We start from the raw sequence: 25445 nt of genomic DNA on the forward strand, positions 1-25445 counted from the left end.
ATGCTCCTGCTGCAAGCGAGGGTCGGTGTCGGAATGAAGAAAAGGTGAATGCAGTGTGACAAGCTGTCAACGATTAATTGACATTTTGCAGGTAATTGTTGAACAAAAAACCATTGTAAAAGGTTGTAATTGCCTGATGGCTCGGCAGAAGTCCTGGATGTTGTTCTTTCAAAGGCATGGGAAAGACCGCGATCGGTTCCTGTCCGGCTTGCCTGTCACGTCCTGCCCGGCCATCCTGCGGCAATGAACAGGGACAGACAATGATCACGGACCCGCTGGGCCTGGCCGAGGAAACGGCATCGCGTTTGCGAAACGACATCACCGGGGGCGCCTTGCCGCCGGGCCAGCGGCTGTCGGAAACCCGGCTGGCCGCCGATCTGGGCGTGTCCCGCAATACCCTGCGCGAGGTTTTCCGCCTGCTGACGCGCGAAGGCTTGTTGCGCCATGAACCCAACCGGGGCGTCTTCGTGGCCGTGCCGTCCATGGCAAGCATTGTCGATATCTATCGCGTCCGCCGCCTGATCGAGGTGCCTGCCCTGGCCCATGCCTGGCCCCGGCACGAGGCGGTGGCACAGATGCACAGTGCCGTCGAAAAGGCCCGCGCCGCGCGCGAGGCGCAGGATTGGCGCGCTGTGGGCAGCGCGAACATGGAATTCCATGCCGCCATCGTGGCCCTGACCGACAGCGCCCGCCTGCAAGGCTTTTTTGCCCGGATCATCGCCGAAATGCGGTTGGCCTTTGGCCTGCTGGACAGCCCCGAACGGCTGCACGAACCCTATATCGACCGGAACCGCCAGATCCTGGACCTGCTGATGCAGGGGGAACAGGCACAGGCGGCGGCAATGCTGGCGGCTTATCTGGACGAATCGGAACGCGTGGTCCTGGCAGCCTTTGCGCGGTTGGGCTGAGTGCGTCAGCCTGCGCTTGCCAGCAATGGCTGATCATCCGCCTGCGACGGGGCGGCGGGATCGGGCAGGCGGAAACGCACCATCTGCCGTCCGGCACCCAGCTTCGTCACCGTCCAGCCAAGCAGCTGCCCTTGCGGACCGGCCATCAGGCCGCTGTCGCGCAGGCCGGATTCGGGCTGGGTCAGCCGGGCGCCAAGTGCCTCGACCCCCGCGCTGGGTTCCCCCTGGGGCTGCCAGCAGGAAACCGCATCGGACAAGCTGCTGGAACCGTTGGGCCACAAGTCGCGATAAGCGCGGTTGCACATGACCACCTGCCCCTCGGGACCAAAGACCGCCACGGCGTCACCCAGGTTGTCCAGGATGGCATGGCCCAGGGTCAGTTCGGCCCGGAACTTGCGGGTCAGGCTCATCTCGGAGGTGATATCCTCGAACAGGAAGGCCACCGCGCCGTCGGGATGCGGCCTGCCCGTCACGCGATAGGTCTGGCCGCCCGGCAAGGACCATTCCTCGACATGATGGCCGGTGGCGGCCGAGCTTTCCAGATTGCTCATCCGCTGGCGCCAGCTTCGGAAATCCTTGGGTTCGGGGACCATCCGCAATTCGCGCAGCTTGTCCAGCAGGTCGAACAACGTGGGCCGCGCGGTCAGGAAGCCCGTGGGCAGGTTGGTCAGGTCGATCAGCGCCGGGTTGAACAATTGCAGATGCCGCTGCCGGTCGAAGATCGCCAGGCCGATGGGCAGGTCGGCGAATGTCTTGGTCAGGGTCTGGACGAATTCGCGCAAGGATCGTTCGGCGCGCACCGCGGCATCGGCGGGCAGGGCGAACATCATCGTCTGGTCGCCCACCTGGTGGCTGTGGCAGTCGTACCAGGACACCGCGCCGTTCTGGTTCAGCGATGCCCGCCGGGTCCGCGTGCCGGCGCCGGGAACCGGGCGCGGCGAATCCAGCAGGCGCGGCAGGGGCCAGCCGATGGGTTCGTCCGACTGCCCCTCGGCCCGGCGCAGATAGGCGGCATTTGCCCAGGTCACCCGTTCCTCTGCGTCCTGGCGCCAGACCAGCATGGGCGTCTGGTCCAGGGACCGGCGCAGCAGGTCCAGTTCCTCCTCCATCGCCTGCTGGGACATGGAATCGACGATGATGCCCGCATATTCGGCCTGGGGATCGGTGATGGTGATGCGCAGCAGGCCCGGATCGATCTGTTCCACCAGCAGGCGCAGGGTCGCGCTGCCGGTGCCGGACTGTCCCAGACATTCGAACCGCCCCGCCCGGTCGATCCGCCCCAGCCCATCGATGGCCTCGGGAAAGCGGGGGCCGATCCATTGCAACAGGCGCGTCCATTCGCCCTCGGGCGCGGAAATGCGGTCCAGCAGCGCGCGCGCGGGCGGCGTCGCATCGACCAGCTGCTGATCGCGGAACAACAGCACCATCGGCTTCAGGCTGCTGTCCAGGCCCTGCGGCAGGCGCGGCCCGCGCCGCCCCGGGCCACAGTCCCACCACCGCAAGGCCGCGATCGCCAGCAGGACCGAGACGGTGCCCGTCAGGACCGCCAGCAAGACCAGCCCGATACCGTGCAGGGACATCCACAGCTCCTTCGCGTTTGGACAACCATAAAGCGAACGGGCTTAACGAACAGTTAAAACGTCACGGCACCCATGCGGGATTGTCGCCCAAGGGCGCGCGCGCGTCGGCGGCGATCCGGTCCAGCGGCCATCGGACGGTGACGACCGCGCCCGGACCGCCGTTGTTGAAATCCAGCCGCGCGCCCGACCGTTCCAGCAGGGTCTTGGCGATGAACAGGCCCAAGCCCATGCCATCATAGCCTTCGCGCTGCGCCCCGCCACGCTTGCTGGTCAGATAAGGATCGCCGATCCGCGCCAGCAGGGTAGGCGGATAGCCGGGACCGTCGTCACGGATCGTCACCGCCAGCCAGCCGTTGCCGGTTTGCGATTCGATCACAACCCGATGGGCCGCGAAATCGACTGCGTTCTGGATCAGGTTGCGCAATGCGTGGATGATTGCCGGGTCGCGCCGGATTTCCGGTCCCTCGGCGCGGATTTCCACCGCCGGGCCGCGTCCCGCATGGGGTTCGGCCGCATCCTCCAGCACGGTGCGCAGGGGGGCTGCGCGCAGGTGCAGGTCGTCCTTGCCCGCCCGCCCCATGCTGCGCAGGATTTCCCCGCAACGCACCGCCGAATCGCGCAGCGCGATGGCATCGGCCTGCAATTCGGGGCGGTCGTCCAGCTCGTCCGCAAGCTCGGCCGCGATCAGCTTGATGGTGGCCAGCGGCGTGCCCATTTCATGCGCGGCCGCCGCGACGACGCCGCCCAGGTGTTGCAGGCGCTGTTCGCGCGCCAAGGCCATCTGCGTCGCGAACAGTGCGTTCGAGGTTGCCTGCAATTCCGCCGTGACCCGGTGGGCGTATCCCGCAAAGAACACCACCCCGATCACCAGTGCCGCCCAATGCCCCAGCGCCAGGATCGGCGCCAGCACCAGTTCCCGCCCCGTGCTGTCCAGCAAGGGCAGCCCGAACAGCGATGCCAGTGAAATCAGGATCACCGTTGCCGTGCCCAGCATGACCGTCTGGCGCGAGTCCAGCGATGTTGCGGCCACCGTCACCGGCGCCAGGACCAGCAGGGCAAAGGGATTGGCCAGACCCCCGGTCAGCGCCATCAGCGCGGAAATCTGGATCACGTCGAATGTCAGATGCACCACCGCCAACCGGGCCGAGGTGCGGCGCGGCGGCGACAGCCCCTGCCACAGGTTCATGGCAATGGCGGCGGCAATCAGCGCCAGGACCGGCAGGATCGCGAAACCGATGCCCATCAGATACGCGACCACCACCGCCGCCATCTGCCCGGCAATGGCGAACCACCGCAGCAGGACAAGGGTCCGCATCCGGATCGGCTCGGCCTGAGAAACGGGACCGGAGGGAGGAAAGATCGGGTCGGGCATGGGAAACCGGGGTGCGACGATGCGGACCTTGATACGCGGGGCCGGATGGGCGATCAATGCGCCGCATTTGCGCGCGATGAATGGAGTTTGATCATGGCCGACCGCAAGATCCTGCTGATCGGAACCGTGGCAGCCCTGGCCCTGCTGGGAACGGGGGGCGCCTGGCTGGCCACGCGCCAGGCGGGTGACCAGTTCGCCGGATGCGGCGGCAGCGCGGTGGCGGGCGGCATGGACGCATTTGGCACCGATTTTACCCTGACTCGTCAGGATGGGCAGCGCGTCACAGCCCAGCAGGTCTTCGCCAAGCCGTCGCTTTTGTATTTCGGCTATACCTTCTGCCCCGATGTCTGCCCGATGGACAGCGCCCGCAATGCCGAGGCCGCGACCTTGCTGGCCGAACAAGGCAAGGACGTGCAGACGGTCTTCGTCACCGTCGATCCCAAGCGCGATACGCCCGAAGTGGTCGCCGATTTCACCAGCCTGTTTTCCGACGACATGATCGGCCTGACCGGATCCGAGGAGGAAATCGCCGCCGTCAACAAGGGCTGGCGGAATTACTACAAGGCCAATGACGAGGAAGACGAGGACTATTACCTGGTCGATCACATGACCAACACCTATCTGGTCCTGCCCGGAAACAAGACCGTCGATTTCTTCAACCGCGACACCCCGCCCGAGATCATGGCGGAACGCGTCGGCTGCTTCGTGGACGCGCTTGGCTGAGAAGTGATTGCCCCCGTCCCCGGCTTGCGGCACTGTTGCCGTTTACGCAAACTGGGACGAGCCGCGTCATGGAAGACGAAACCACTGCCCGGATCAATCCAGGCCCCGATCCGTCGCTGCTTCTGGTGGATGACGACGAAATCTTCGTGACCCGGCTGGCCCGCGCGATGGAAAAGCGCGGCTTTGCCACGCGAACCGCCGTCAGCGTGGCCGATGCCCTGTCGATGATCCGCAGCCAGCCGCCCGCTTATGCGGTGATCGATCTGCGGCTGGAAGACGGCAACGGCCTGGACGTGGTCGAGGCACTGCGGGATTTGCGGGAAGACGCGCGCATTATCGTGCTGACGGGATATGGCGCTATTGCCACCGCAGTGGCTGCCGTGAAAATGGGCGCGACCGATTATCTGGCAAAGCCTGCCGACGCAAATGACGTAACGTCTGCGTTACTGTCCAGTGGGGAATCCCTGCCCCCGCCACCCGATAATCCGATGTCCGCGGACCGAGTAAGATGGGAACATATTCAACGCGTTTACGAACAATGCGACCGCAATGTCAGCGAAACGGCCCGCCGGTTGCATATGCATCGCCGCACCCTTCAGCGTATTCTTGCCAAAAGAGGGCCGCGTTAAGACATTTGGCTATCTTGTAATTGAAACTGAATTGCATCAAATTGCGATTTAGTAATTCAATGTGGATGCAAACAAAATGAACTTAGATCTCGACACGATGACGCTTAAGGATCTGCGTGATCTTCGGGGAAAACTGGACCGCGCGATTAATTCTTATGAAGATCGGAAACGCCGCGAGGCATTGGCCGCCATCGAAGGAGCCGCGCGCGAGCATGGTTTCAATCTGGCCGAACTGACTGGCGCAAAGCCCCGCCGTTCCGGCACAGTTGCTCCGAAATACGCCAATCCCAGCGATCCGACGATGACCTGGACCGGGCGGGGACGCAAACCCCGTTGGGTTCAAGAGAACCTGGAAGGCGGCAAGCAGTTGGACGACCTGCTGATCTGACCGTTGTTTTGAAAAAGGCCGCCCCGAATCGGGCGGCCTTTGTCAGGCCGGGCTGCCGGCTGTCTCCATCAGCACGCTGAAGCGGTCCAGGAAAGCCGCCCTTGCCTGGGCAGGGGGCCTTAATCGAATGTGCAATACGGACATAATCGCGTCATTTTGCAGCGGAAATAAACGCCGCGCCTCGGATTCGGTGAAACCGGCGATTTGAACGGCCTCCAACCGGGCTGAAATCCGGTCGGCTGCCTTTATTTTCTTCTTTATTGTTCCTGGCAAGACCGCAGGCAGGCCGAAGCGGCGATGGATGGCGGCGGCCAGCCGTTCGTCCATCCGGCCATATTCCGCGCCAAGCGCGGCCTTGACCGGGGAAATCATGTCCCCGATCACATATTCGGGCGCATCGTGCAAAAGCGCGGCCAGCCGCCAGCAGGTTTCAATGTCTGGATTAAGCCGGGCCAGAATGTCTTCCACCAGCAGCGAATGTTCGGCGACCGAATAAGGCCAGTCGCCGATTGTCTGGCCGTTCCAGCGGGCCACGAAGGCCAGGCCATGCGCGATGTCGGTGATCTCGATGTCCAGGGGCGTCGGATCCAGCAGATCCAGACGCCGGCCCGACAGCATCCGCTGCCAGGCCCGGCGCGGTCGGGCGGCCATGGCCCGTCAGGACAGCCGCTGATCCGCAGGCGCGCCCGTTTGCTGGCTTTGCGCCCGGCGCGCCAGTTCCTGGCGATACAGCGCCACGAAATCGACCGGATCCATGTTGAAGGGCGGAAAGCCGCCGTCGCGCGTCACGTCCGAAATGATGCGCCGCACAAAGGGGAACAGCATCCGCGGACATTCGATCATCAGGAAGGGATGCATCTGATCCTCGGGCACGCCCTCGATCAGGAAAACCCCGCAATAGTCCAGCTCGGCCAGGAACAAGGTGGAGTTATCGCCCTTGTTGGTCGAGGTGATGCGGAACTTGGAAATCACCTCGTACTGGTTGTCGCCCGCGCGCTTGCGGGCATCCAGGCTGACCTGAACGGTGATCTCGGGCTGAACCTCGCCCTGGGGGGCGCCCTTGGTCGCCACCGCGTTCTCGAAGGACAGGTCGCGAATATATTGCGCCAGGATCTGCATTTTCACCTGGGGCGCTGCGGGCGCCGCGCCGTTGGGGGTGGTTTCGTCGGCCATGGGTTTTCCTTGAAGGATGGGATCCTGATCCGCGTTCTATCAGGCGCGGGCCACGGCCTCAATGCCGCGTCCAGCCGGAATTGCCGGGCCGCGACGGGCCATCGCCCGACAGATCCTCGGGCAAATCCAGGGGCGGGCGCGGGCTGCGGGCGGGGGGCGTGTCCTCGACCACGTAATCCGCGTCGATCACCCCGTCGGCATAAGGCGGGCGATGCGTTTCGCGCCGGGCCATGTGAACGGTCCCGGCACGCACCCGCCGGGTGGCGCGACGCATGATCAGATCACGCACCGGCGGGATCAAAAGCAGCAGCGCAACGAAATCGGTGAAGAAACCCGGCACGATCAACAGCGCACCCGCCAGGATCTGCATCATGCCATGGGCCAGGGGACGGGACGGATCGCGCATTTCGGCCAGGCTGCGCTGCGCCCGGATCCAGGCCTGGGTGCCCTGGCTGCGGATCACCGCCACGCCCGCGACCGCCGCCAGCACCACCAGACCCAGCGTTGCCCAAACCCCGATCCAACCGCCCACCTGGATGAACAGCGCGATCTCGACGATCGGCAGCAACGCGAACAGCCACAACATCCTCATGCGGATTCCCCCTTCCAGGTCCGGGGACAACTGGACTTGCCCCGGTCCGGTCCCTACATAATGACCCAGATCGCAGATACCAGCCAAGATGGATATGAGGCCAATCGTATGAACAACCCGCTGTTGCAGTTGCTTGTCCTGGCCGGGATCGCGATTTTCCTTATCCTAAGGCTGCGCAATGTCCTGGGCACGCGCGGCGGATACGAGCCTCCCCAGGTCGATGCGCCCGACGCGCCCCGCCCGCGCTTCGACGTGATCGAGGGTACGCCCGACGAAGCCGACCACGACATTCTGGACCATGCCGAGGCAGGCAGCCAGACGGCCCGTGCCCTGGCGGCGATGAAGACGGCCGAGCCGTCCTTTGGCGTGATGGATTTCCTCAACGGCGCCAAATCGGCCTATGAGATGATCCTGATGGCCTTTGAACGCGGCGATCTGTCCGATGTCAGGATGTTTCTGGCCGAACCCGTGGCGCAGGCCTTCCAGTCGGTCATCGACGCCCGCGCCGCCAATGGCCACACGGTGACGGCGCAATATATCGGCACCCGCGAAACTGCCCTGACGGGGGCGGAATACGATCCGGCCACCGGCATGGCCGAGGTTTCTGTGCGCTTCGTGGGCGAATTGATCGCCGCGACGCGCGATGCAGCGGGCAATGTCGTCGAGGGCGATCCCAAGGCCGCGCGCAAGCAGCGCGACACCTGGACCTTTGCCCGCCGCATGGGCCAGGACGACCCGAACTGGCAATTGGTCGCGACCGGCTGATGGCCAGGCGCCGGGGCCTGACCCCCGAGGACCGCGAACTGTGGTCGCGCGTCGCCCGCAGCGCCGCGCCGATGCATCCCGAACGTCCCAAGCCCATCGACCCCGAACTGCGCCCGGTCCCCAAGCCCGTCATGCTGCGCGCGCCCTTGCCGGATTTCACCATCGGCCAGATGGCTGCGGCGCGGCCTGCGCCTTTGCCGCATTCCCCAAGTCCCGCGCAGCGCCTGACCCAGCAACCGCTGCGCATGGATCACAAGACCCACCGCCGCATGGCGCAGGGCAAGCTGGCACCCGAGGCGCGGCTGGATCTGCACGGAATGACGCTGGCTGCTGCCCATCCCCAGTTGATCGGCTTTATCCTGTCCAGCCATGTCCAGGGGCGGCGGCTGGTCCTGGTGATTACCGGCAAGGGGCGGGGCGATCACGGTCCGCTGCCCACCCGTCCCGGCGCCCTGCGCCACCAGGTGCCGCACTGGCTGCATATGCAGCCCCTGGCCCCCGTCGTCCAGCAGGTCACGGCAGCCCATTACCGCCATGGCGGCGAGGGCGCCTATTACGTCTATCTGCGCCGCAGCCCCTAGGACGGGATTGCACCCCGCCATGTCCCCGAAGCCTAGAACGCCGGGGACAGCACCACTTGCACGGCCTGTTCGACCCGGCTGACCGCCCCGCCGATCAGGCCGGGTGCCGTGCCCCCCTGGTCGGGCAGGATCCGGTCCAGATCCCGTATTCGCGTCAGGATCTGCTGCAGGGCCGGGGAATCCGCGACATTGAAATGGCCGTATCCCGTGTCGAACGCCCCGGTATCCACCACGATCACATCCAGATCCGCCACCGGGCGGGCATCGGGGATATTGCCCAGCCGCAGCGGCTCGTCCGACAGCAGTGCCGACAATTGCAGCGCCCGGTCGCGGGGCGAGGTCATGATGACAAAGGGCCGGGGCAGCGGCCCGATGGCGCGTACCTGCGACCGGAACAGCCGCAGGTCCAGGTCGGGCGACATCAGGACCACGCCGTCGATCCGGTCGATCAGGTCGCGCCGCCCGGACAGGGCCATCTGGCGCAAGCCTTCCATCAGCAACTGCCCGCCCATGGAATGGGCCATCAGCACGATCTTGCCCCGGCCCTGTGTCCGCGCCAGCAGGTCGATGGTCTGCACCAGGCCGTCGCGGGAATACAGGGCCGCGTCGCGGTCACCCGCATAGGCATAGGGCTTCATCCGCGAGGGCCAGGAAAAATGCGCATGGACCCCCGGCAGTTGCAGGTCATGGGCCAGTTGGGCGGTGCGATAGACCCCTTCGGCGAAGCTGTAGTTATAGCCGTGGACGAACAGGATGATGTCGCGGTCGTCAGGCGCACGGCGGGCCAGATCCTGTTCGATGGCGCGGCGAAAGGCATCGGCATTCGCAAGACGGCCACCGCCGCTGACCAGGAACTGCCGGTCAGGATTCCCGTCCGGGCGGGGGTAAGCCAGATTGCCCGCCGCACGGTCCACGGGAACCGACACGTCGATGCGCGAATACCATGGCTGCGGCAGATGATCGCCCGACAGGCTGCGTTGCGAGGCGATCCAGACAGTTTCGACGATGCCTGGCTGGTATCCATCGGGCGCCAGCATCAACGCGCCGCGCGGGGCGCAGCCCGACAGGATCAGGACAAGACAAAGAAAGATATGCCGCAAGCGTCACCTTTACGGAAACGGTTGCGGCAACCTGCCCCAGAAATCCGGGCCGGACCAGATCCAATGGGGATGGATCAGCCGTAATTGGCCTTGGGTCCGGCGAAATACCAGATGATCAGTCCGACCACCGGCAGGATCGCGATCAGGGCGATCCACAGGATCTTGGTGCCCATGCTGGTATTCGTGTTGATGACAGAGGCGATGGCCCAGACATCCAGCACGAAGATGATGATCCCGAAAACGTAACCCATGATCAGTCCCCTGTGTTCTGCATCGCCAACCCGCAGCCGCGCGGGTCGGTTCCGTTACAGCACATAGCGCGACAAATCCGTGGACCGCGCCAGATCGCCCAAGTGGCGCTCGACATAGGCGGCATCCACCTCGACCGTCTCGCCGCCCTTGTCGGGGGCGCTGAAGGACAGTTCCTCGAACACCCGTTCGATCACGGTGTAAAGCCTGCGGGCGCCAATGTTTTCCACCGCCGCGTTCACCTCGGCCGCGATGCGCGCAAGGGCCGCGATGCCGTCGTCGGCAAAGCCCACGGTCACGCCCTCGGTCGCCATCAGGGCGGTGTATTGGCGGGTCAGGGCGTTGTCGGTTTCGGTCAGGATGCGGATGAAGTCGTCTTCCGTCAAAGCCCGCAGCTCGACCCGGATCGGCAGGCGGCCCTGCAATTCCGGCAACAGGTCGCTGGGCTTGGCCACGTGAAAGGCGCCCGAGGCGATGAACAGGATATGGTCGGTTTTCACGGGCCCGTATTTGGTGGAAACCGTCGTGCCCTCGATCAAGGGCAGCAGGTCGCGCTGCACGCCCTCGCGGCTGACATCGCCGCCGCGCGCGTCCGACCGGGTGCAGACCTTGTCGATCTCGTCGATGAAGACGATGCCGTTCTGCTGCACGGCGTCCAAGGCGGCGGCCTTGACGGCGTCGTCTTCCAACAGCTTGTCGGCTTCCTCGGCGATCAGCAAGTCATAGCTTTCGGATACGGTCATCTTGCGCCGCACCCGCCGCCCGCCAAAGGCCTTCATCAGCCCCGACAAATCCATCATGCCGCCCAGGGGCTGCCCCGGCTGGCCCGGAATTTCCATCGCACCCAGAGGATTCGAGGTATCCTGCACCTCCAGCTCGATCACGGTGTCGTCCAGTTCACCGCGTTTCAGCTTGTCGCGGAACATCTGGCGGGTGCCGTCGCGGGCGTCCTTGCCGGCAAGCGCCTCGATCACGCGATCCTCGGCCGACTTGTGGGCGCGGGCCTTGACCGCCTCGCGCATCCGCTCGCGCGTGTCGATCATCGCGGCGTCGGTCAGGTCGCGGATGATCTGTTCCACGTCGCGGCCGACATAGCCCACCTCGGTGAACTTGGTCGCCTCGACCTTGATGAAGGGGGCGTTGGCCAGTTTCGCCAGACGGCGGCTGATCTCGGTCTTGCCGACGCCGGTCGGGCCGATCATCAGGATGTTCTTGGGATATACCTCGTCGCGCAGGTCGTCGCCCAGTTGCTTGCGGCGCCAGCGGTTGCGCAGCGCCACCGCAACGGCGCGCTTGGCGTCCTTCTGTCCGATGATGAAGCGGTCCAGTTCGGAAACGATCTCGCGCGGGGTCAGGTCGGTCATGGGTCAGCCTTCTTGGTTTGATGGGCAGATATACAGTCCGGGCGCGGTTTTGAAGGGTTGCAAAGTGAAGATACATTCTGTATATACAAACTTGAACAACGCATAGGATGTGCTTCGTTCTCCACAAGTAGGATTTGGAGATCGGTCATGTCCGGCGATGAGAACCTTTACGAATGGGACGACGCTAAGCGTCTCAAGACGATTGAAAAGCACGGGATCGACTTCACGAGCGCCAGGCAAATCTTTGACGGACCGCATCTGGAAATAGATGCGCGCAGCGTGGACGAGGTGCGCCGGACAGCCATAGGCAGGGTCGGTGGGCATATGATTGCGGTCGTCTTCACACGGCGGGGCGATCTCATCAGGATCATCACGGCCCGGAGGGCACGGAGAAATGAACGAGAAAATTTCCGGTCCTTTTACGGCGACTCAGATACGGCAGATGGAAGACCGGACTGACTGGGACCGGCTTGCTCGCGAGGGCGATTTTGAAGGTGAGGACGAAGACGATTTCGAGGTGGACTGGTCCACCGCGCGTCTGGTGATCCCCGAGGCGAAGAAGGCCGTGTCGATCCGCCTCGACCCTGATGTGCTGGATTTTTTCAAGTCGCAGGGTAAGGGCTATCAAACCCGTATAAACGCAGTGCTGCGCGCCTTCATGGAGGCGAATAAGGCGGGCTGAAATTGCATGATCCGACCAACGCTGTCCTTTGTCCCGGTTGCCGCTGCCGACCTGCCGCTGCTGGCGCGCTGGATGGACCAGCCGCATTGGCGGGAATGGTGGAGCGACGAGGTCGAAACCGAGCTTAGCTATATCCGCAACATGATCGAAGGGCGCGACAGCACGCGGGCCTTTCTGTTCTGCCTGGACGGCCAGCCCGCCGGTTACATCCAGGTCTGGCGGATCGCCGATGCGCGGGTCGAGCCCTGGTTGACCGAAGCTCCCTGGCTGATGGCCCTGCCCGACGATTCGGTGGGCGTCGACTTGTCCATCGGCCCGCCGGACCTGCTGTCGCAGGGGATCGGATCCCGGGCCTTGGCCGAATTCGTCGCCATGCTGCGGGCGGAAGGGCATGACAACATCGTCATCGATCCCGACATCTCGAACCAGCGGGCGATCCGGGCCTATCAGAAGGCCGGGTTTCGCAAGATTGCGGGCCTGGCGGGGCGGACGGGTGACGTTCTTCTGATGCGCCATGACGGACCCGGCGACGCAACGCCCGGTGCGGAACAATCGGGCAGGCCCCACGTTGGCCCGGACATCTGATACCGGAGGATCCGAGATGCCCACGCCCGAAGACCTGAAAGCCCGCCTTTGGAAAGCCCTGCGCTCTGACATGACCGTGATGCTGGGCCTTGTGGGCGGCGAACACGGCCATGCCCGGCCCATGACCTCGCAGATCGAGGAAGGGGATCACGGGCCGCTGTGGTTCTTTACCTCCAAGGACAATGCCCTGGTGGAAAAGCTGGCGGGCGGCTCGCAGGACAGCGCGGCGCAGTTCGTGTCCAAGGGGCACGATCTGTGGGCCTCGATCGAAGGCACGCTGACCGAAAACACCGACCCGGCGGTCGTGGACCGGTTGTGGAACGCCCATGTCGCGGCCTGGTATGAGCACGGCAAGGACGACCCCAAGCTGGCCTTGCTGCGATTCGATCCGCAAAAGGCCGAAATCTGGCTTGATGCATCCAGCATCGTGGCCGGCGCCATGGTGGCCCTTGGCATCAGCGATCCCAAGGAAAGCTACAAGGACAACGTGGCTACCGTCCGGCTGTAACCCCTTTGCGCCGCAACACCGGACCGGGCCTCGGCCCGGTGTTGCGCGTTCAGGCGCCGATAACCTCGACCGTCAGGTTGCCGTTGGTGTAGACGCAGATATCCGCCGCGATGGCCATGGCCCTGCGGGCCACGGTCTCGGCGTCGCCTTCGCCTTCCATCAGCCCCCGCGCGGCGGCCAGGGCGAAGTTGCCGCCCGATCCAATCGCCGCCACGTCATGTTCGGGTTCCAAAACGTCGCCCGCCCCGGTCACCACATACAGTTCCTGCCCGTCGGTGACGATCAGCATGGCCTCCAGGTTGCGCAGGTACTTGTCCATGCGCCAGTCCTTTGCCAGATCGACGCAGGCGCGCTGCAACTGTCCGGGGGCGGCTTCCAGTTTCTTTTCCAGCCGTTCCAGCAGGGTAAAGGCATCCGCAGTCGATCCGGCAAAGCCCACCACCACGTCACGCCCACCCGGCGTCAAGCGCCGCACCTTGCGGGCCGTGCCCTTCATCACCGTCTGGCCGACGCTGACCTGGCCGTCGCCCGCCACCACCACGCGGCCGCCGCGCCGGACCGCCAGGATCGTGGTGCCGTGCCAGCCGGGAAATCTGTCATCCGCCATAAGGGGTCTCCGTCGTTCTCAATGAAAAAGGGCGGCCGCCCGCTGGCCGCCGCCCCATGTGGCCCGGGGGCCGGTCAGATGGATTCGTCGATCCAGGTCTTCAAGGCGGCCTTGGGCGCGGCGCCCATGCGGTTCGACACGACCTCGCCGCCCTTGAACAGGAACAAGGCCGGGATGCCGCGAACGCCAAGGGCCGCCGCCTGTTCGGGATTTTCGTCCACGTTGACCTTCACAATCTTCACGCGGCCCGCGTATTCGTTGGACAGTTCTTCCAGGGCCGGGCCGATCTGCTTGCAGGGGCCGCACCATTCCGCCCAGAAGTCCACCACGACCGGGGTGTCGGATTGGCGGACTTCGCTGTCGAACTGGGTGTCGTTGACGTGCACGGTGGCCATGCTTTCGCTCCTTGATGGGGATGCCGGCGGGATGCGGCAAAGCTGATCTTACAGCTATGAAGCCATGGCCCGCCGGTCAAGGGCAGCCATGGCGCGGTCCAGAACCGGATCGGGAATGGGCATCAGGCTGCGCGCGGCGGTCCACAGGATCGCGATCTGGACGGGCCGGGCGGGCCAGATCATCCGCAGCGCGGCGCGATAGGCGGCCATCTGGCGCAGGATCCCCTCGGGCGTATCCTCGGGGCGGTCGGGAACGACGATGTTGGACTTGTAGTCCACGGCCAGGATCCGGTCGTCCGTGACGATCAGCCGGTCGATGGCGCCATGGACCATGCCAAGGCCCGGCAAAGGAGCGGTCAGCGCCACCTCGGCCAAGACCTGGGCCTTGGGATCGGGCGTCATGACCTGGGCCAGGTCGGGCGCGGTGATGACCGCCGCCGCCTCGGCCAGAAGCTCGGCCAGTTCGGCAGCATCGGGCAGGCCCCCCTCGGCCCCCGCCAGCAGGGCGCGCGCGGCGCGCGGCCAGTCGAGCGGGGGCAGGTGAGGCAACCGTTCCAGCAGAAGATGCAGCCTTGTGCCGCGCAGCATGGCGGCGGTGGGATCGCCGTCGTCGCCCTGGGCGCCGATCACCTTGGCGCCCCCCAGGCCGGTCGCTGCAATGGCCTGGATGCGCGGCGGCGGCGGGGGGGCGGGCCGGTCCGACCAGGCAGGGCGCCGGACCATGGGCGCGGCCTTGCGTTCCAGGCTTACGGCCAAGTCGGGCCAGTCGCCAAAGGACAGGCGCTGCGCGGTGCCGATGCCCTGGATCTCGATGCTGGTCTGGGGCAGGGCGCTGCGCGCGGCGCCCATGGCGATCATCGAATGCCATGAGTCCAGCAACTCGCCCGTGGGGCCGGCCGCCGCCACGATCAGCCAGCTTTCCGCCCGCGTCATCGCGACATACAAAAGCCGACGCCGTTCCTGTTCCTGGCGCAATTCGTGATCGGCCACTGCCTCGGCCACCGGGTCGGGGCGGTCGGCGGCAATGCCGCGCCAGGCGGGCAGGTCGTCCAGGCGGATCAGCGGCTGGCCGCGACCGGGCCTGCGCTTGCGGGTTTCGGGCAGGATCACCACCGGGCTTTCCAGCCCCTTGGATCCGTGGACCGTCATCACCCGGATCAGGCCGCCCCCGCCGCCCGGCAACTGGCGCTTCACCTGCACGTCGTCGCGGCCGAGCCAGACCAGAAAGCCCGTCAGCGACGGCGTCTCTACCGTGTCATAGGCCAAGGCCTGCGACAGAAGTTCGTCGATGCCGTCCTCGGCCTCCGGTCCCAGGCGGGCCAGCAGCGCCGCGCGGCCCCCGTGGCGCACCAGCAGGCGCGAGATCAGTTCATAGGGACGCAACTGGTCCGTCCGGCCCATCAGGTCGCTCAAGACCTCATAGGCCCGGCGGTGGGGCGAGGCGCGCAGCCGTTCCCACAGGTAATGCCGTCCCCGGCCCGCAGCCATGCGGTAAAGGTCGTCCTCGGTCAGGCCGAACAGCGGGGACCGCAGGATCGCGGCCAGGCACAGGTCGTCCTCGGGGGTGGACACCACCGACAGCGTCGCGGTGATGTCGCGCACGGCCAGTTCGGCCGCAAGCTTCAGCCGGTCGGCGCCCGCCACGGGCAGGCCCGCGGCCTTCAGTTCGCGGATCAGGTCGTCGAACAGCCCGGCCCGCCGCTGGACAAGGATCTGGATATCGCCCGGCCCGATCGCGCGGACCTGGCCGGTCTTGGCGTCGGTGATGGGCGTGCCGATGATGCCCTTGACCTCTCGCGCCACGGCGCGGGCCAGTTGCGTGTCGGCGGCGTTTTCGGCCGGCGCATCGACCGGCGTGGTCCAGTCGCCGCGCTCGGGCTTTTCAGGTTCCGGCAGGGCCGGCCAGATGTCCACGCGGCCGGGCAGTCCGTCGCGAAAGGCGATGTGGCGGGGCGGGTCGCCCAAGCCTTCGGCCGCGTCCCCCTGAAAGACGGTATCGACCAGCGACAAGATCGCGGGCGAGGAGCGGAACGAATGGGACAGGCCGCGCTGCTGCATGGGCTGGGCGACCGCCTCGAAATCCTGGCGGAAGCGGTCGCGGACCGATTCAAAGACCGCGATGTCGGCACCCTGGAAGGAATAGATCGACTGTTTCGGATCGCCCACCACGAACAGCGTCCGGGGCCGGTCATGCGCACCTTCCCCGCTGGTGAATTCATCCGTCAGCCGCCGGATCACCCGCCATTGCTCGGGGCTGGTGTCCTGGGCTTCATCGACCAGGATATGGTCGATGCCCCCGTCCAGGCGCCACAGGACCCATTGCGCCATGCTGGATTCCTCCAGCAACTCAGCGGTGCGGCGGATCAGGTCGTCGAAATCCAGCCAGCCCTGGGCGGATTTCTCGACCGCCACCTGCCGGGTGAAATGATGGGCAAAGCGGTGCAGCGCCAAGGTCTTTTGCGCCAGATGCAGGCCCAGGGCCAGGCACCGGGCATCGGCCACGCGCTGCATCAACCCGTTCAGGGCGGCCATGTATTGCGCGCAGGCGCCCTGGCGCAGCGCCTTGGTGGGGATGTCGCCGATCTTGGGACCGAAGGGAACGCGCGCCGTGGCGCCAAACAGCAGGCATTTGCACAAAAGATGCAGGTCGGCCTGGCCGGGATTGTGCCAGTTGCCCTTGGACAGGTATTCGGCCAGCTTGCCGTCCTTGGCCCCGCTGCCGCTGAGGATCGGGATCAGGGCGTCGAACAGATCGCCTTCGTTGCCGTCGAAGACACGCGCCAGAAGCGCGGTTTCGTCCATGCCGGGGGGCAGCCCCATCGACTGCCAGATCGGCGCGGGATCGGGATCGCGGGTGAAATCCGCTTCCGACAGCCCCCCCAGAAAGGCGTCCAGGTCGTCGCCCGACACAAGCGCCGTCAGGTCGCGGATCGCGGGATCGTTCCCGGCTGCCATCTGGTCGAGGATCTGGGCGCGCAGCACGCGGGCCGACCGGTCGTCCAGTTCCCGGAACCCCATCGGGACGCCTGCCTCCAGCGGAAAGCGCCGCAGCAGGGCCGCGCAGAAGCTGTGGATGGTCTGGACCTTCAGCCCGCCCGGCGTCTCGATGGCGCGCGCAAACAGGCGCCGCGCCTCGGCCAAGTCGGGATCGCCGCCCTCGCCCAGTTCGGCCAATTCGCGCCGCAGGTCGGCTTCGGGCAGCATCGCCCATTGGCCCAGGCGGCGCAAAAGGCGGTTCTGCATCTCGGTCGCGGCGGCCTTGGTATAGGTCAGGCACAGGATGCGTTCGGGCGCGGTCCCGGCCAGCAGCAGGCGGGCCACCCGGTCGGTCAGCACGCGGGTCTTGCCCGACCCGGCATTGGCCGTCAGCCAGGTGGACCGCAGGGGATCGGCAGCGGCGATCTGGTTGAGGCTGGCTTCATCCATGCCCGTTTCCCTTTTCCAATCCGACCTTTTCCACGTGCGGCGCGTCGGCCAGCGACCATTCGCCGAACCGCGCCAGGTGATCGTAGTCGCCCGCGTAGCTGGTCTGTTCGGGCGCCCGCATGGAGGCAAATCCCGTGTCCCCCGCAAAATAGGAGGCGACCAGCCGCAGGAAGCCGTTCCAGTTCTCGTCCTCGAGTTCGGGGGAATAGTCGCGGACCTGCGTTTCCCCCTCTCCTCCCAGCTGGATATAGCGGATGCCCGCGACATCGACCGGGCCAAGCGCGTCGAAGCCGCCGCGCCGGGCCATCGCGGCTTCCAGGATCAGCTGCTTGTCAAAGGCCGCGATCTGCTTGTCGGTGGGCGGCGTGCCGGACTTGTAGTCATAGATCATCACGCATCCGTCATGCAGAAGGTCGATCCGGTCAGGCTTGGCGGACAGGGTGAAATCCAGTCCCGGCAGGGTCACCTTGCCGCGCTTTTCCACGATCACCGGGCGACCCTCGGCCAGGCGGGCAAGTTCGTCTGCCACGATCCGGTCGGCGATCCGTTCCATTCGCGCGGCCCAGAAGGCGCGGGCGGCGGGCCAAGGCACGTCGCGGGCCAGGATTTCCGCCGTCAAGGCCAGGAACCGGGCCTTCAGCGCCGCATGGGGCATATCGGGTTCGGGCCGGGTGCCAAGCCACGCCTCGACAATGGAATGCAGCGTCTGGCCGCGCAGGGCGGCATCGGGTTCGGGCCGCAGCGCGGGCAGCGGGCGCAAGCCCAGCACGCGCTTGGCGTAAACCGCATAAGGATCGCGGATCAGCAGCGACACATCCGTCACCGGCAATTCGCGGAACGGGGGGCCGGGCGGGACCGGCGCGGGACGGGGGCTGGGCGGCACCGTTCTTGCCGGATGAGAGACCGCCGTGGCAAGGGCCAGCCAGGCATGGCCCCGCGCCCGCATCGCCGCAAGCGCGGCGGGACCGCTGCGTTCGGGCAGGCCACCCATCAGGTTGGTCAGCCGGTTCAGCCAGCGGGATGGGATCGTTTCCGCCTCGGCATCGCGTCGCGCGCGGGTCAGGATCACCTGCTCCACGCCCATCACCTGCTGGAAATCATGCGCGGCCAGCCCGATCTGGCGTTCCGGCAACGGCAGCTCGGCCGCCAGGCGCATCTGCCGCGACAGCCAGGGGTCGGGCTTCAACTGCTGGGGCCAGCCGCCTTCGTTCAGGCCCGACAGGATCACGATGCCCTGGCCCACGATCCGCGCCTCGCGCGGGCCGCGGATATGCAGGTAATGGGCGTCGCCTTCCACCCGGACGGATTGCTGGCCCAGTTCGTCCAGAAGCAGGGCGCAGAAATCCTGCGGGACCAGATCCGGCCCATGGCCCGCGTGTTCGGCCAGGTGATCCATCGTCGCGCGCAGAAGCGAGCCTACATGGTCCTGCCACAGCTTGGACGCCGCGGCATTGCCGCCCGGACCTGCGGCAATTCCCTCGGCCAGGGCGATCAGGTCGCGCAGGCGGTCGGGCAGGGGGCGGGGCAGGCGGTCCCGGACCAGCGGCGTGATCCGGTCCAGCCCGTCGGCCAACCATTCCGCCCAGGTCTTGCGCAGCGCGTCCCCCCTTGAACCCCAGGTCCGCAGGCATTCGCCGTCCGGAAAGGCCGGGCCGTTGCGGCGCAGTTCCAGCTCCAGGTCGCGCGCCAGAAGCCGCGCCTCGTTCGCGCCGATCAGGGGCGATCCGGTCAGGGCCAGAGGATGCTTCAGCAGCACCAGCAGGCGGTCGATGCTCAGCGCCTCGCCGAACAGGGCGGCGATATGGCGCATGAACAATCCGTGTCCCGTCAGCGACAAGGGCTGGCCCGCGCTTTCGTCGGGGCACAGGCGCCAGCGGTCAAGCGCGGCGTTCACCCGCCGGATCAGGTTGCCGTCCGCCGCGATCAGCGTGGCGGGGGCGTGGCGTTCGGCGCAATCGCGCAGGATCAGGGCAATGACCTCGGCTTCCTGGCCGGGCTGCTCGGTCTCGATCAGGGTCAGGCCTTCGGTCGGCGCCATAAGGTCGGGCAGGCGCGGGCCTTCGGCGATCCACTGGTCGGTGACGGGCGCGGGCCGCAGCGCCAGCGACACCAGCCGGTTGCGCCCCGGCACCGAGGGGGGCGTATGGGTCCAGCGGGCGGGGCGTCCCAGGGCGTGGATCAAGGGGGCGAAGCGGGCCTGGGGATGATCTTCGGCCTTGTGGTCAAGGCTGTCCCAGACCGATTGGGGCTGGTCGAAGTCAAAGCCCGGCAGCACAACCGCGCCTTCGGGCAGCCGTGCGACGGCCTCCATGAACAGCCGCGTCGCGCCATGCGATCCCGTCGATCCCACGACGATCACCGGGCCGTCGGGCAGGTTCCGGCCCTTTGACCAGTCGTCGCACAGGATTTCGGCCGCCAGCCGTTGCCGTGCGCCCCGGTCCATGGGCGGGCCGTCCAGGTGAAAGCGCGCGGCGATGCGCAGGAAGACCAGGGCGTTCTGCCAATGCCGGGCATGATCGCCGGTGTCGATGCCTTCAAGCGCGTCCGGCCCCAGCCCTTCGGTCTGCATTTCCTGCATCAGGTCCGACAGCGACCGGGCAAGCGCCGCGATGGAATGGCCCGATGCCAGGTCGGGCCGCGTCGCCAGCAGCCCCGCCACCAGCCGGGCCAGTTGCAGCCGCCGTGCCAGAGGGGCGGATTCGACCTGGCCCAGCATCGCGGGGCTTTCCAGGTTCGTGACCGGCAAAAGCCGCGGCAGCAGCAGCGGCCCGCGCAGGTCGAAGCCGCATTTCAGTTCCGCCAGCGTGCGCGCGGCATTGGCATAGATGGTGACGCGGGCCATCGCCTCGGGCGGCTGGCCCGCCATGCGGTCCAGGAATCCGGCCACGAATTCATGGGCGAAGTCGATGCCCGGCGGCAGGGCGTAAAGGCCGCGAAAGCAGGGTTCAGCCATGCAGCACCTGTTCTGCCAGGGGGATCGCCTGGGGATAGCCCACGTCGCACCAGCCGCCCCGATGAACGATGCCATGGGCGCGCCCGTCCGCGATCAGCAGATCCCACAGGCGGTTCAGGGAAAACACCCGGTCCGGGATATCGGCCAACCGGTCGGGGCGGATGATCTGCGCGCCGCCATAGACCAAATCGCCTTGCCGCGCGATGCGGCCTTGCGCATCCATTGCGAAATCCCCCGTCCCCTGCCGTGCGGCAGCCCGGTCCAGCGGGATCAGCATCAAAAGCGCGTCCATGTCGTCGCGCCAGGCGGCGTCCAGCGCGGCCAGCGGGTTCGGCCCGGTCCAGACCACATCGGGGTTCAGCGTCATCACCGGCCTCGCCCCCAGCAGGGGAAGGGCCTGGCGCAATCCGCCGCCGGTGTCCAGGATCGCGCCTGCCTCACTGCTGATGGCCACGTCTTGGCCTGCCAGATGCGCGGCGATCTGGTCGCCCAGGTAATGGGTATTCACGACCACCGGCCCCGCTCCGGCATCCCGGCCCAGATCAAGCGCGCGATCCAGCAGCGTTCGGCCGCCCACGGGGATGAGGGGTTTCGGCAGTCTGTCGGTCAGCGGGCGCATCCGCGTGCCCAGCCCCGCGGCAAAGATCATCAGCGGGCGCATCGAGCACGGATCCTTTCGATGACGGCGGCGTCGGGGGCCGGCAGGGCAGCGACAACATCGGCCAAGGGCGCAAGCGCCGGATGGGCCAGGTTGCGCTGCACATAGCCCCAGACGCGCGGCATGAAATCCAGGTATCGCGCCTTGCCGTCGCGAAGGCACAGCCGCGTGAAGATGCCCAGGATCCGCAGGTTCCGCTGTGCGCCCAGCAAGGCATAGGCCGCGCGGAAGCGGTCTGCGTCCAACCCGGAGGCCGCCAGATAACGGGTGACGCAGGCGGCCTCGATGGCCGGGTCCACGTCGCGGCGCGCGTCCTGCAGGGCGGATACCAAGTCATAGGCCGGATGGCAGGCCACCGCGTCCTGATAGTCGATCAGGCCCAAAGGTGCCTCGCCCCGCCAGATCAGGTTTTCGGCATGAAAGTCGCGCAAGGACAGCACCGGCGGCACATCCGTGGCCAGATCGGCATGAAGCCGGGCGATCACGGGCGCGATCTCCTGGCCGCCCGCCGCGCCCGCCGCCTGCGGATACCAGTCGGCGAACAGTCCCACCTGATCGGCCAGGGTCGGCCCGTCCAAGGGGGCCACGAAATCCGGGACCGGGCAGCGGTGCAGCTCGGCCAGGAAATCCGTGATCCGGTCATAAACCCCCGGCGCCATGCCTGGGTCGCGTTCCAGCACGCGGGCCACCAGGTCGTCGCCCAGATCCTGCACCAGCAGCAGCCCCGCGTCTTGATCCTGCGCTAGGATTTCGGGCGCCCCGAAGCCATGCCCGCGCAGCCAGTCCGTCATCCTTGCGAAAGGCGCGCAAGCCCCCGTGGGATCGTCCATCAGCACCGCGCTGCCCCTTGCGCCCGTCAGCCGGAAATACTGCCGGGCCGAGGCATCGCCCGCCAGCGGCAGCACCCGCGCATCCCCCCATCCCGCGCCTGCCGCAAAGGCTGCGCGCGCCGCGATCCGGGCGGCGTCAGGGGCGATCAGGGTGATTTCCCGCACGTCAGGATCGGCATGGGCAGCGATCGCCACCGTGATCGCACCGTCGGGCAGGCGGTCCAGCCGGTCAGGCCATTCGATCAGGCAGATGGCGTCCGTCAGCGCCTCCTCCAGGCCCAGTTCGGCCAGTTCCGACGGATCGGTCAGGCGATACAGGTCGGCGTGCCAGATCTCGGTGCCCATGGGGTCGTCATAGGTCTGGACCAGGGTGAATGTCGGGCTGGGCACGTCCTCGGCCGCATCGCCCTGGCGGGCACGGATGAAGGCCCGGGCGAAATGGGTCTTGCCTGCCCCCACCGGCCCGTCCAGCAGGATCGTCTGGCCGGGCCGCAGCGTGGCGGCCAGCATCCGCGCCAGGGCGGCGGTCAGGGTTTCATCTGCGGTCAGGCGCGTGGTCATGGGATGTTTCTAGCGGCTTCGTCCTGCGGGGGGAACCATCCGTGAACGGATCGCGTGCCTTGTGGCACCAAAGCCGCTAGACTGGCCGGCAAAGGAGGCCTCCATGTTCCGCACCGCTTTCATCCTGACCCTGGCCTTTGCCGGGCCTGCCGCCGCCACGCAGGAATATATCCTGCCCACGCTGTTCGACGTGGCGGGGGTGGCATCCGACGACGTGCTGAACATCCGGGCCGAGCCGACCGCCTCGTCCGCGATCATCGGCACCCTGGCACCCGACGCCCAGCGGATCGAGGTGGTCGAGGAACGCCGGGGCTGGGCGCGCATCAACACGGCCGAGGGGACAGGCTGGGTCTCGGCGCGATACCTGTCCTATCGCGTCGATGTCTGGGAGCCGGGCGAACTGCCGCCCGCTTTCCGCTGCCTGGGAACCGAGCCGTTCTGGGACGCCAAGGTGGAAGGCGGCGATCTGGTCCTGCGCAGTCCTGATGATCAGGGGGGCGACCGCCGTCCCGTGCAGGCGGTGCTGGACACCGGCGTCTTCCGCGATCCGGCGCGGGTGGTCGTGGCGCGGGACATGACGCTGTTCTCGCATCCGCAGATCTGTTCGGACGGGATGTCCGACCGGCTGTTCGGGTTGGCGGCAACGCTGGTGCTGCATGGCGACCAGCCAAGGCTGCTGTCGGGGTGCTGCACGATCCAGCCCTAGGTCCGGGGTTCGCGCCGCTACCCTGCCGGTCAGTTCAACCCCAGCACGTCCTGCATGTCGTATTCGCCCGGCCCCTTGTCCTGGCCCCAGATCGCCGCGCGGATGGCGCCGCGCGCGAAGATCGCCCGGTCGGTCGCCAGGTGGCGCAGCACGATCCGTTCGCCCTCGCCTGCGAAGACCACGTCATGTTCGCCCACCACATCGCCGCCGCGAATGGCGGCAAAGCCGATGGAACCCGGCAGCCGCGCCCCGGTGATCCCCTCGCGCGCCGGGGTGCGCAGTTCGGCAAGCGTCCCCCCGCGCCCCTCGGCGGCGGCCTCGCCCAGCATCAGGGCGGTGCCCGACGGCGCATCGACCTTCATGCGGTGATGGGCCTCGACCACCTCGATGTCCCAATCCTCCCCCAGGACGGCGGCGACCTTGCGGGTCAGGCCGGTCAGCAGGTTCACCCCCAGGCTCATGTTGCCCGCACGGATGATCGGCGCGTGGCGGGCGGCGGCCTTGAGGCAGTCCAGATGCGATTGTTCAAGACCCGTGGTGCCGATGACATGGACCGCACGCGCCTGCGCGGTCAGTTCCGCGAAGGCCACGGTCGCCGCCGGTGCGGTAAAGTCGATCACCGCCTGGGCCTTCGCGATCACCGCGACCGCATCGTCGCTGACCGTCACGCCGACCGGTGCCGCTCCCATCGCCTCGCCCACGTCGCGCCCGATCCAGGGATGGCCGGGGCGTTCCAGGGCGCCAACCAGCCGCACATGGGGGTTTTCCCCCAGCAGCCGGATCAGCATCTGCCCCATCCGCCCCGATGCGCCGGTAACGACGATCCCCGGCAGGGCGGGCGCGTCCGTGTTCTGCAAGTCGCTCATGAGGGCCTCCGGCTGTCTTTCCCGCGTCATATCCCGTTGCGGCGCGGCCCGCGACCCCCTACATCGGGACGCATGGCACAGAACCGTTATTCCCATGGCTCCGGCCCCTCGCAGCGCCAGCTTCGCGTGGGCGAGCTGATCCGCCGCACCTTGTCCGACGTGCTGGCGCGCGCCGACGTGCATGACCCGGACCTCAACCGCCATTCGATCACCGTGGGCGAGGTTCGGATGTCCACCGACCTGAAGGTCGCGACCGCCTTTGTCCTGCCCCTGGGCGGGCAGGGGGCCGAGGACGCCCTGGCCGCGCTGCGTCGCAATACGCCCGAATTGCGGCATCTGGTCGCCAAGGCGATGACGCTGAAATACGCGCCTCAACTGAAGTTCCACCTGGACGAGACCTTTGACCGGATGGACGACACCCGCCGCCTGTTCGCCGACGAACGCGTCCGCCGCGACGTGGAAGCCGTGGACAAGGATGGCGATGAGGATTGACCTGCGGCCCCTGGGCGTGGCGTTCGGGATGCTGCTTGCCTGGGCGATCCCGGCGGCGGCGGATGGCTGCGGGCGCATGACCCATGACGGCCAGGGCTATGTCGTCTGCGAGGTGTCGGCCGACCGGGAACCCGCGCTGCGGCTGTGGCAGGACGATGCCAAGGGCAAGCCGCTGCGCAACTTCAACAATGTCCGCGCGACCTTGGGCCAGGGCGAAAGCCTGGCCTTCGCGATGAACGCGGGAATGTATCACGCCGATTATCGCCCTGTGGGCCTGTTGGTCATCGACGGGGTGGAATTGCAACCCATCGTCACGGGCGCCAGCCGCGACAATTTCGGGATGCTGCCCAATGGCGTCTTCTGCACTGGCGGCGCGCGTCCCTTCCAGGTGATCGAAAGCCGCGCCTTTGCCGATGCGCGCCCCGACTGCCGCCTTGCCACGCAATCCGGGCCGATGCTGGTCATCGACGGCGACCTGCATCCGCGCTTTCTGGTTGATTCGGACAGCCGCCATGTCAGGAACGGCGTGGGCGTCTCGCCCGACGGCCAGACGGCCTGGTTCGCGATTTCCGACCGGGCGGTGACCTTCCACGAATTCGGGCGGCTGTTCCGCGACGGCCTGGGCGTGCGCGACGCGCTGTATTTCGACGGATCCATCAGCCGGCTTTACGCACCGGGGGTCAACCGAGCGGATTTCGGGCGTTCGCTGGGACCGATCATTGGGCTGGTGGACAGCGCCGGTTGACCTTGCG

General features: G+C 66.8%; 28 protein-coding genes. 13 read left to right on the forward strand and 15 right to left on the reverse strand.

What is annotated here, in order from left to right; translation table 11 throughout:
- Positions 1 to 260: 260 nt before the first annotated feature.
- On the forward strand, positions 261 to 908 hold the full coding sequence (locus Q5701_RS02345) for a GntR family transcriptional regulator (RefSeq protein WP_234854523.1): 648 nt from the start codon (positions 261 to 263) through the stop codon (positions 906 to 908).
- 5 nt (positions 909 to 913) lie between these two features.
- On the opposite strand, the gene Q5701_RS02350 is transcribed toward Q5701_RS02345, so the two are convergent.
- Positions 914 to 2488, reverse strand: a complete 1575-nt coding sequence (locus Q5701_RS02350) for a PAS-domain containing protein (protein WP_306753551.1) — start codon at positions 2486 to 2488, stop codon at positions 914 to 916.
- Positions 2489 to 2549: 61 nt separating this feature from the next.
- A complete protein-coding gene (locus tag Q5701_RS02355) occupies positions 2550 to 3917 on the reverse strand; it encodes an ActS/PrrB/RegB family redox-sensitive histidine kinase (RefSeq protein WP_306753553.1) in 1368 nt (455 codons plus the stop codon).
- 36 nt (positions 3918 to 3953) lie between these two features.
- Here Q5701_RS02355 and Q5701_RS02360 point away from each other — a divergent pair, with 36 nt between their 5' ends.
- The 3 genes from Q5701_RS02360 to Q5701_RS02370 all read left to right on the forward strand — a co-directional run bounded on the left by Q5701_RS02360 (position 3954) and on the right by Q5701_RS02370 (position 5600).
- The gene (locus Q5701_RS02360; protein ID WP_306753554.1) at positions 3954 to 4583 is read left to right on the forward strand and encodes an SCO family protein; all 630 of its coding nucleotides are present in this window, start codon (positions 3954 to 3956) and stop codon (positions 4581 to 4583) included.
- A gap of 68 nt (positions 4584 to 4651) precedes the next feature.
- Positions 4652 to 5212, forward strand: a complete 561-nt coding sequence (locus tag Q5701_RS02365) for an ActR/PrrA/RegA family redox response regulator transcription factor (protein ID WP_234854529.1) — start codon at positions 4652 to 4654, stop codon at positions 5210 to 5212.
- A gap of 76 nt (positions 5213 to 5288) precedes the next feature.
- The gene (locus Q5701_RS02370) at positions 5289 to 5600 is read left to right on the forward strand and encodes an H-NS histone family protein (protein ID WP_306755514.1); all 312 of its coding nucleotides are present in this window, start codon (positions 5289 to 5291) and stop codon (positions 5598 to 5600) included.
- Between the two features lie 42 nt (positions 5601 to 5642).
- Here Q5701_RS02370 and Q5701_RS02375 read toward each other — a convergent pair whose 3' ends face one another.
- Genes Q5701_RS02375 through Q5701_RS02385 form a run of 3 tightly spaced genes read right to left on the reverse strand, consistent with a single transcriptional unit; the run spans position 5643 to position 7365 of the window.
- Positions 5643 to 6251 (reverse strand): HD domain-containing protein, encoded by a 609-nt coding sequence (locus Q5701_RS02375; protein WP_306753557.1) that lies wholly within the window; start codon positions 6249 to 6251, stop codon positions 5643 to 5645.
- Positions 6252 to 6257: 6 nt separating this feature from the next.
- Positions 6258 to 6773 (reverse strand): protein-export chaperone SecB, encoded by a 516-nt coding sequence (gene secB / locus Q5701_RS02380; RefSeq protein WP_306753558.1) that lies wholly within the window; start codon positions 6771 to 6773, stop codon positions 6258 to 6260.
- A gap of 58 nt (positions 6774 to 6831) precedes the next feature.
- Entirely contained in the window at positions 6832 to 7365 is a 534-nt protein-coding gene (locus Q5701_RS02385; RefSeq protein WP_306753559.1) for an FxsA family protein, read from the reverse strand.
- A 108-nt stretch (positions 7366 to 7473) separates the two neighbouring features.
- Here Q5701_RS02385 and Q5701_RS02390 point away from each other — a divergent pair, with 108 nt between their 5' ends.
- Both Q5701_RS02390 and Q5701_RS02395 read left to right on the forward strand, forming a co-directional pair.
- Positions 7474 to 8130 carry a Tim44/TimA family putative adaptor protein gene (locus Q5701_RS02390; protein ID WP_234855870.1) on the forward strand — a complete coding sequence of 219 codons (657 nt, stop codon included), beginning with the start codon at positions 7474 to 7476 and terminating at the stop codon, positions 8128 to 8130.
- The gene (locus Q5701_RS02395) at positions 8130 to 8711 is read left to right on the forward strand and encodes a Smr/MutS family protein (protein WP_306753560.1); all 582 of its coding nucleotides are present in this window, start codon (positions 8130 to 8132) and stop codon (positions 8709 to 8711) included. Before Q5701_RS02390 ends, Q5701_RS02395 begins: the two co-directional genes overlap by 1 nt.
- A gap of 32 nt (positions 8712 to 8743) precedes the next feature.
- Here Q5701_RS02395 and Q5701_RS02400 read toward each other — a convergent pair whose 3' ends face one another.
- From Q5701_RS02400 to hslU, 3 genes are all read right to left on the reverse strand, one after another.
- Positions 8744 to 9811: an alpha/beta hydrolase gene (locus Q5701_RS02400; RefSeq protein ID WP_306753561.1), complete on the reverse strand. Its 1068-nt coding sequence runs from the start codon at positions 9809 to 9811 to the stop codon at positions 8744 to 8746.
- Between the two features lie 74 nt (positions 9812 to 9885).
- Positions 9886 to 10062 carry a PLD nuclease N-terminal domain-containing protein gene (locus tag Q5701_RS02405; RefSeq protein WP_234854539.1) on the reverse strand — a complete coding sequence of 59 codons (177 nt, stop codon included), beginning with the start codon at positions 10060 to 10062 and terminating at the stop codon, positions 9886 to 9888.
- 54 nt (positions 10063 to 10116) lie between these two features.
- On the reverse strand, positions 10117 to 11424 hold the full coding sequence (gene hslU, locus Q5701_RS02410) for an ATP-dependent protease ATPase subunit HslU (protein WP_234854541.1): 1308 nt from the start codon (positions 11422 to 11424) through the stop codon (positions 10117 to 10119).
- Positions 11425 to 11571: 147 nt separating this feature from the next.
- On the opposite strand from hslU, the gene Q5701_RS22795 reads away from it, so the two are divergent.
- Genes Q5701_RS22795 through Q5701_RS02425 form a run of 4 tightly spaced genes read left to right on the forward strand, consistent with a single transcriptional unit; the run spans position 11572 to position 13199 of the window.
- A complete protein-coding gene (locus Q5701_RS22795; protein ID WP_373568608.1) occupies positions 11572 to 11883 on the forward strand; it encodes a BrnT family toxin in 312 nt (103 codons plus the stop codon).
- Complete coding sequence (locus tag Q5701_RS02415; RefSeq protein ID WP_306753562.1) at positions 11819 to 12106, forward strand: BrnA antitoxin family protein; 288 nt, start codon at positions 11819 to 11821, stop codon at positions 12104 to 12106. The genes Q5701_RS22795 and Q5701_RS02415 overlap by 65 nt, the downstream gene beginning before the upstream one ends.
- A gap of 6 nt (positions 12107 to 12112) precedes the next feature.
- Positions 12113 to 12691 (forward strand): GNAT family N-acetyltransferase, encoded by a 579-nt coding sequence (locus Q5701_RS02420; protein ID WP_306753564.1) that lies wholly within the window; start codon positions 12113 to 12115, stop codon positions 12689 to 12691.
- 16 nt (positions 12692 to 12707) lie between these two features.
- Complete coding sequence (locus tag Q5701_RS02425) at positions 12708 to 13199, forward strand: pyridoxamine 5'-phosphate oxidase family protein (protein WP_234854545.1); 492 nt, start codon at positions 12708 to 12710, stop codon at positions 13197 to 13199.
- A 49-nt stretch (positions 13200 to 13248) separates the two neighbouring features.
- Here the strand turns inward: Q5701_RS02425 and hslV are convergent, their stop codons facing one another.
- The 6 genes from hslV to tsaE form a co-directional block, all read right to left on the reverse strand.
- Complete coding sequence (gene hslV / locus Q5701_RS02430; RefSeq protein ID WP_306753565.1) at positions 13249 to 13806, reverse strand: ATP-dependent protease subunit HslV; 558 nt, start codon at positions 13804 to 13806, stop codon at positions 13249 to 13251.
- Positions 13807 to 13880: 74 nt separating this feature from the next.
- On the reverse strand, positions 13881 to 14201 hold the full coding sequence (trxA, locus tag Q5701_RS02435) for a thioredoxin (protein ID WP_234854548.1): 321 nt from the start codon (positions 14199 to 14201) through the stop codon (positions 13881 to 13883).
- Between the two features lie 54 nt (positions 14202 to 14255).
- Positions 14256 to 17627, reverse strand: coding sequence for a double-strand break repair helicase AddA (gene addA, locus Q5701_RS02440; protein WP_306753566.1), 3372 nt, complete (start codon positions 17625 to 17627; stop codon positions 14256 to 14258).
- On the reverse strand, positions 17620 to 20580 hold the full coding sequence (addB, locus tag Q5701_RS02445) for a double-strand break repair protein AddB (RefSeq protein WP_306753567.1): 2961 nt from the start codon (positions 20578 to 20580) through the stop codon (positions 17620 to 17622). Before addB ends, addA begins: the two co-directional genes overlap by 8 nt.
- On the reverse strand, positions 20573 to 21241 hold the full coding sequence (locus Q5701_RS02450) for a nucleotidyltransferase family protein (RefSeq protein ID WP_306753569.1): 669 nt from the start codon (positions 21239 to 21241) through the stop codon (positions 20573 to 20575). The genes addB and Q5701_RS02450 overlap by 8 nt, the downstream gene beginning before the upstream one ends.
- Positions 21229 to 22629: a tRNA (adenosine(37)-N6)-threonylcarbamoyltransferase complex ATPase subunit type 1 TsaE gene (tsaE, locus tag Q5701_RS02455; protein ID WP_306753571.1), complete on the reverse strand. Its 1401-nt coding sequence runs from the start codon at positions 22627 to 22629 to the stop codon at positions 21229 to 21231. Before tsaE ends, Q5701_RS02450 begins: the two co-directional genes overlap by 13 nt.
- 103 nt (positions 22630 to 22732) lie before the next feature.
- Here tsaE and Q5701_RS02460 point away from each other — a divergent pair, with 103 nt between their 5' ends.
- Positions 22733 to 23335, forward strand: a complete 603-nt coding sequence (locus Q5701_RS02460; protein WP_306753572.1) for a COG3650 family protein — start codon at positions 22733 to 22735, stop codon at positions 23333 to 23335.
- Between the two features lie 29 nt (positions 23336 to 23364).
- On the opposite strand, the gene dapB is transcribed toward Q5701_RS02460, so the two are convergent.
- On the reverse strand, positions 23365 to 24201 hold the full coding sequence (dapB, locus tag Q5701_RS02465; RefSeq protein WP_306753574.1) for a 4-hydroxy-tetrahydrodipicolinate reductase: 837 nt from the start codon (positions 24199 to 24201) through the stop codon (positions 23365 to 23367).
- 72 nt (positions 24202 to 24273) lie between these two features.
- Here dapB and rbfA point away from each other — a divergent pair, with 72 nt between their 5' ends.
- Both rbfA and Q5701_RS02475 read left to right on the forward strand, forming a co-directional pair.
- On the forward strand, positions 24274 to 24693 hold the full coding sequence (rbfA, locus tag Q5701_RS02470; RefSeq protein WP_306753575.1) for a 30S ribosome-binding factor RbfA: 420 nt from the start codon (positions 24274 to 24276) through the stop codon (positions 24691 to 24693).
- Entirely contained in the window at positions 24683 to 25438 is a 756-nt protein-coding gene (locus Q5701_RS02475; protein WP_373568609.1) for a phosphodiester glycosidase family protein, read from the forward strand. The genes rbfA and Q5701_RS02475 overlap by 11 nt, the downstream gene beginning before the upstream one ends.
- Positions 25439 to 25445: the final 7 nt, after the last annotated feature.

Source organism: Paracoccus actinidiae, assembly GCF_030863885.1.
Lineage (GTDB): Bacteria > Pseudomonadota > Alphaproteobacteria > Rhodobacterales > Rhodobacteraceae > Paracoccus > Paracoccus everestensis.

What these genes read in the sequence shown, in the direction of transcription:
- Q5701_RS02365 (WP_234854529.1), top strand. Translation starts at nt 4,652, where the DNA reads ATGGAAGACGAAACCACTGCCCGGATCAATCCAGGCCCCGATCCGTCG.
- addB (WP_306753567.1), bottom strand. Translation starts at nt 20,580, where the DNA reads ATGGCTGAACCCTGCTTTCGCGGCCTTTACGCCCTGCCGCCGGGCATC.
- hslV (WP_306753565.1), bottom strand. Translation starts at nt 13,806, where the DNA reads ATGGCGGATGACAGATTTCCCGGCTGGCACGGCACCACGATCCTGGCG.
- Q5701_RS02360 (WP_306753554.1), top strand. Translation starts at nt 3,954, where the DNA reads ATGGCCGACCGCAAGATCCTGCTGATCGGAACCGTGGCAGCCCTGGCC.
- Q5701_RS02425 (WP_234854545.1), top strand. Translation starts at nt 12,708, where the DNA reads ATGCCCACGCCCGAAGACCTGAAAGCCCGCCTTTGGAAAGCCCTGCGC.
- secB (WP_306753558.1), bottom strand. Translation starts at nt 6,773, where the DNA reads ATGGCCGACGAAACCACCCCCAACGGCGCGGCGCCCGCAGCGCCCCAG.
- Q5701_RS22795 (WP_373568608.1), top strand. Translation starts at nt 11,572, where the DNA reads ATGTCCGGCGATGAGAACCTTTACGAATGGGACGACGCTAAGCGTCTC.
- Q5701_RS02370 (WP_306755514.1), top strand. Translation starts at nt 5,289, where the DNA reads ATGAACTTAGATCTCGACACGATGACGCTTAAGGATCTGCGTGATCTT.
- Q5701_RS02450 (WP_306753569.1), bottom strand. Translation starts at nt 21,241, where the DNA reads ATGCGCCCGCTGATGATCTTTGCCGCGGGGCTGGGCACGCGGATGCGC.
- Q5701_RS02375 (WP_306753557.1), bottom strand. Translation starts at nt 6,251, where the DNA reads ATGGCCGCCCGACCGCGCCGGGCCTGGCAGCGGATGCTGTCGGGCCGG.
- Q5701_RS02385 (WP_306753559.1), bottom strand. Translation starts at nt 7,365, where the DNA reads ATGAGGATGTTGTGGCTGTTCGCGTTGCTGCCGATCGTCGAGATCGCG.
- Q5701_RS02405 (WP_234854539.1), bottom strand. Translation starts at nt 10,062, where the DNA reads ATGGGTTACGTTTTCGGGATCATCATCTTCGTGCTGGATGTCTGGGCC.
- Q5701_RS02390 (WP_234855870.1), top strand. Translation starts at nt 7,474, where the DNA reads ATGAACAACCCGCTGTTGCAGTTGCTTGTCCTGGCCGGGATCGCGATT.
- rbfA (WP_306753575.1), top strand. Translation starts at nt 24,274, where the DNA reads ATGGCACAGAACCGTTATTCCCATGGCTCCGGCCCCTCGCAGCGCCAG.
- hslU (WP_234854541.1), bottom strand. Translation starts at nt 11,424, where the DNA reads ATGACCGACCTGACCCCGCGCGAGATCGTTTCCGAACTGGACCGCTTC.
- Q5701_RS02345 (WP_234854523.1), top strand. Translation starts at nt 261, where the DNA reads ATGATCACGGACCCGCTGGGCCTGGCCGAGGAAACGGCATCGCGTTTG.
- addA (WP_306753566.1), bottom strand. Translation starts at nt 17,627, where the DNA reads ATGGATGAAGCCAGCCTCAACCAGATCGCCGCTGCCGATCCCCTGCGG.
- Q5701_RS02460 (WP_306753572.1), top strand. Translation starts at nt 22,733, where the DNA reads ATGTTCCGCACCGCTTTCATCCTGACCCTGGCCTTTGCCGGGCCTGCC.
- Q5701_RS02395 (WP_306753560.1), top strand. Translation starts at nt 8,130, where the DNA reads ATGGCCAGGCGCCGGGGCCTGACCCCCGAGGACCGCGAACTGTGGTCG.
- Q5701_RS02350 (WP_306753551.1), bottom strand. Translation starts at nt 2,488, where the DNA reads ATGTCCCTGCACGGTATCGGGCTGGTCTTGCTGGCGGTCCTGACGGGC.
- Q5701_RS02420 (WP_306753564.1), top strand. Translation starts at nt 12,113, where the DNA reads ATGATCCGACCAACGCTGTCCTTTGTCCCGGTTGCCGCTGCCGACCTG.
- Q5701_RS02415 (WP_306753562.1), top strand. Translation starts at nt 11,819, where the DNA reads ATGAACGAGAAAATTTCCGGTCCTTTTACGGCGACTCAGATACGGCAG.
- dapB (WP_306753574.1), bottom strand. Translation starts at nt 24,201, where the DNA reads ATGAGCGACTTGCAGAACACGGACGCGCCCGCCCTGCCGGGGATCGTC.
- trxA (WP_234854548.1), bottom strand. Translation starts at nt 14,201, where the DNA reads ATGGCCACCGTGCACGTCAACGACACCCAGTTCGACAGCGAAGTCCGC.
- tsaE (WP_306753571.1), bottom strand. Translation starts at nt 22,629, where the DNA reads ATGACCACGCGCCTGACCGCAGATGAAACCCTGACCGCCGCCCTGGCG.
- Q5701_RS02475 (WP_373568609.1), top strand. Translation starts at nt 24,683, where the DNA reads ATGAGGATTGACCTGCGGCCCCTGGGCGTGGCGTTCGGGATGCTGCTT.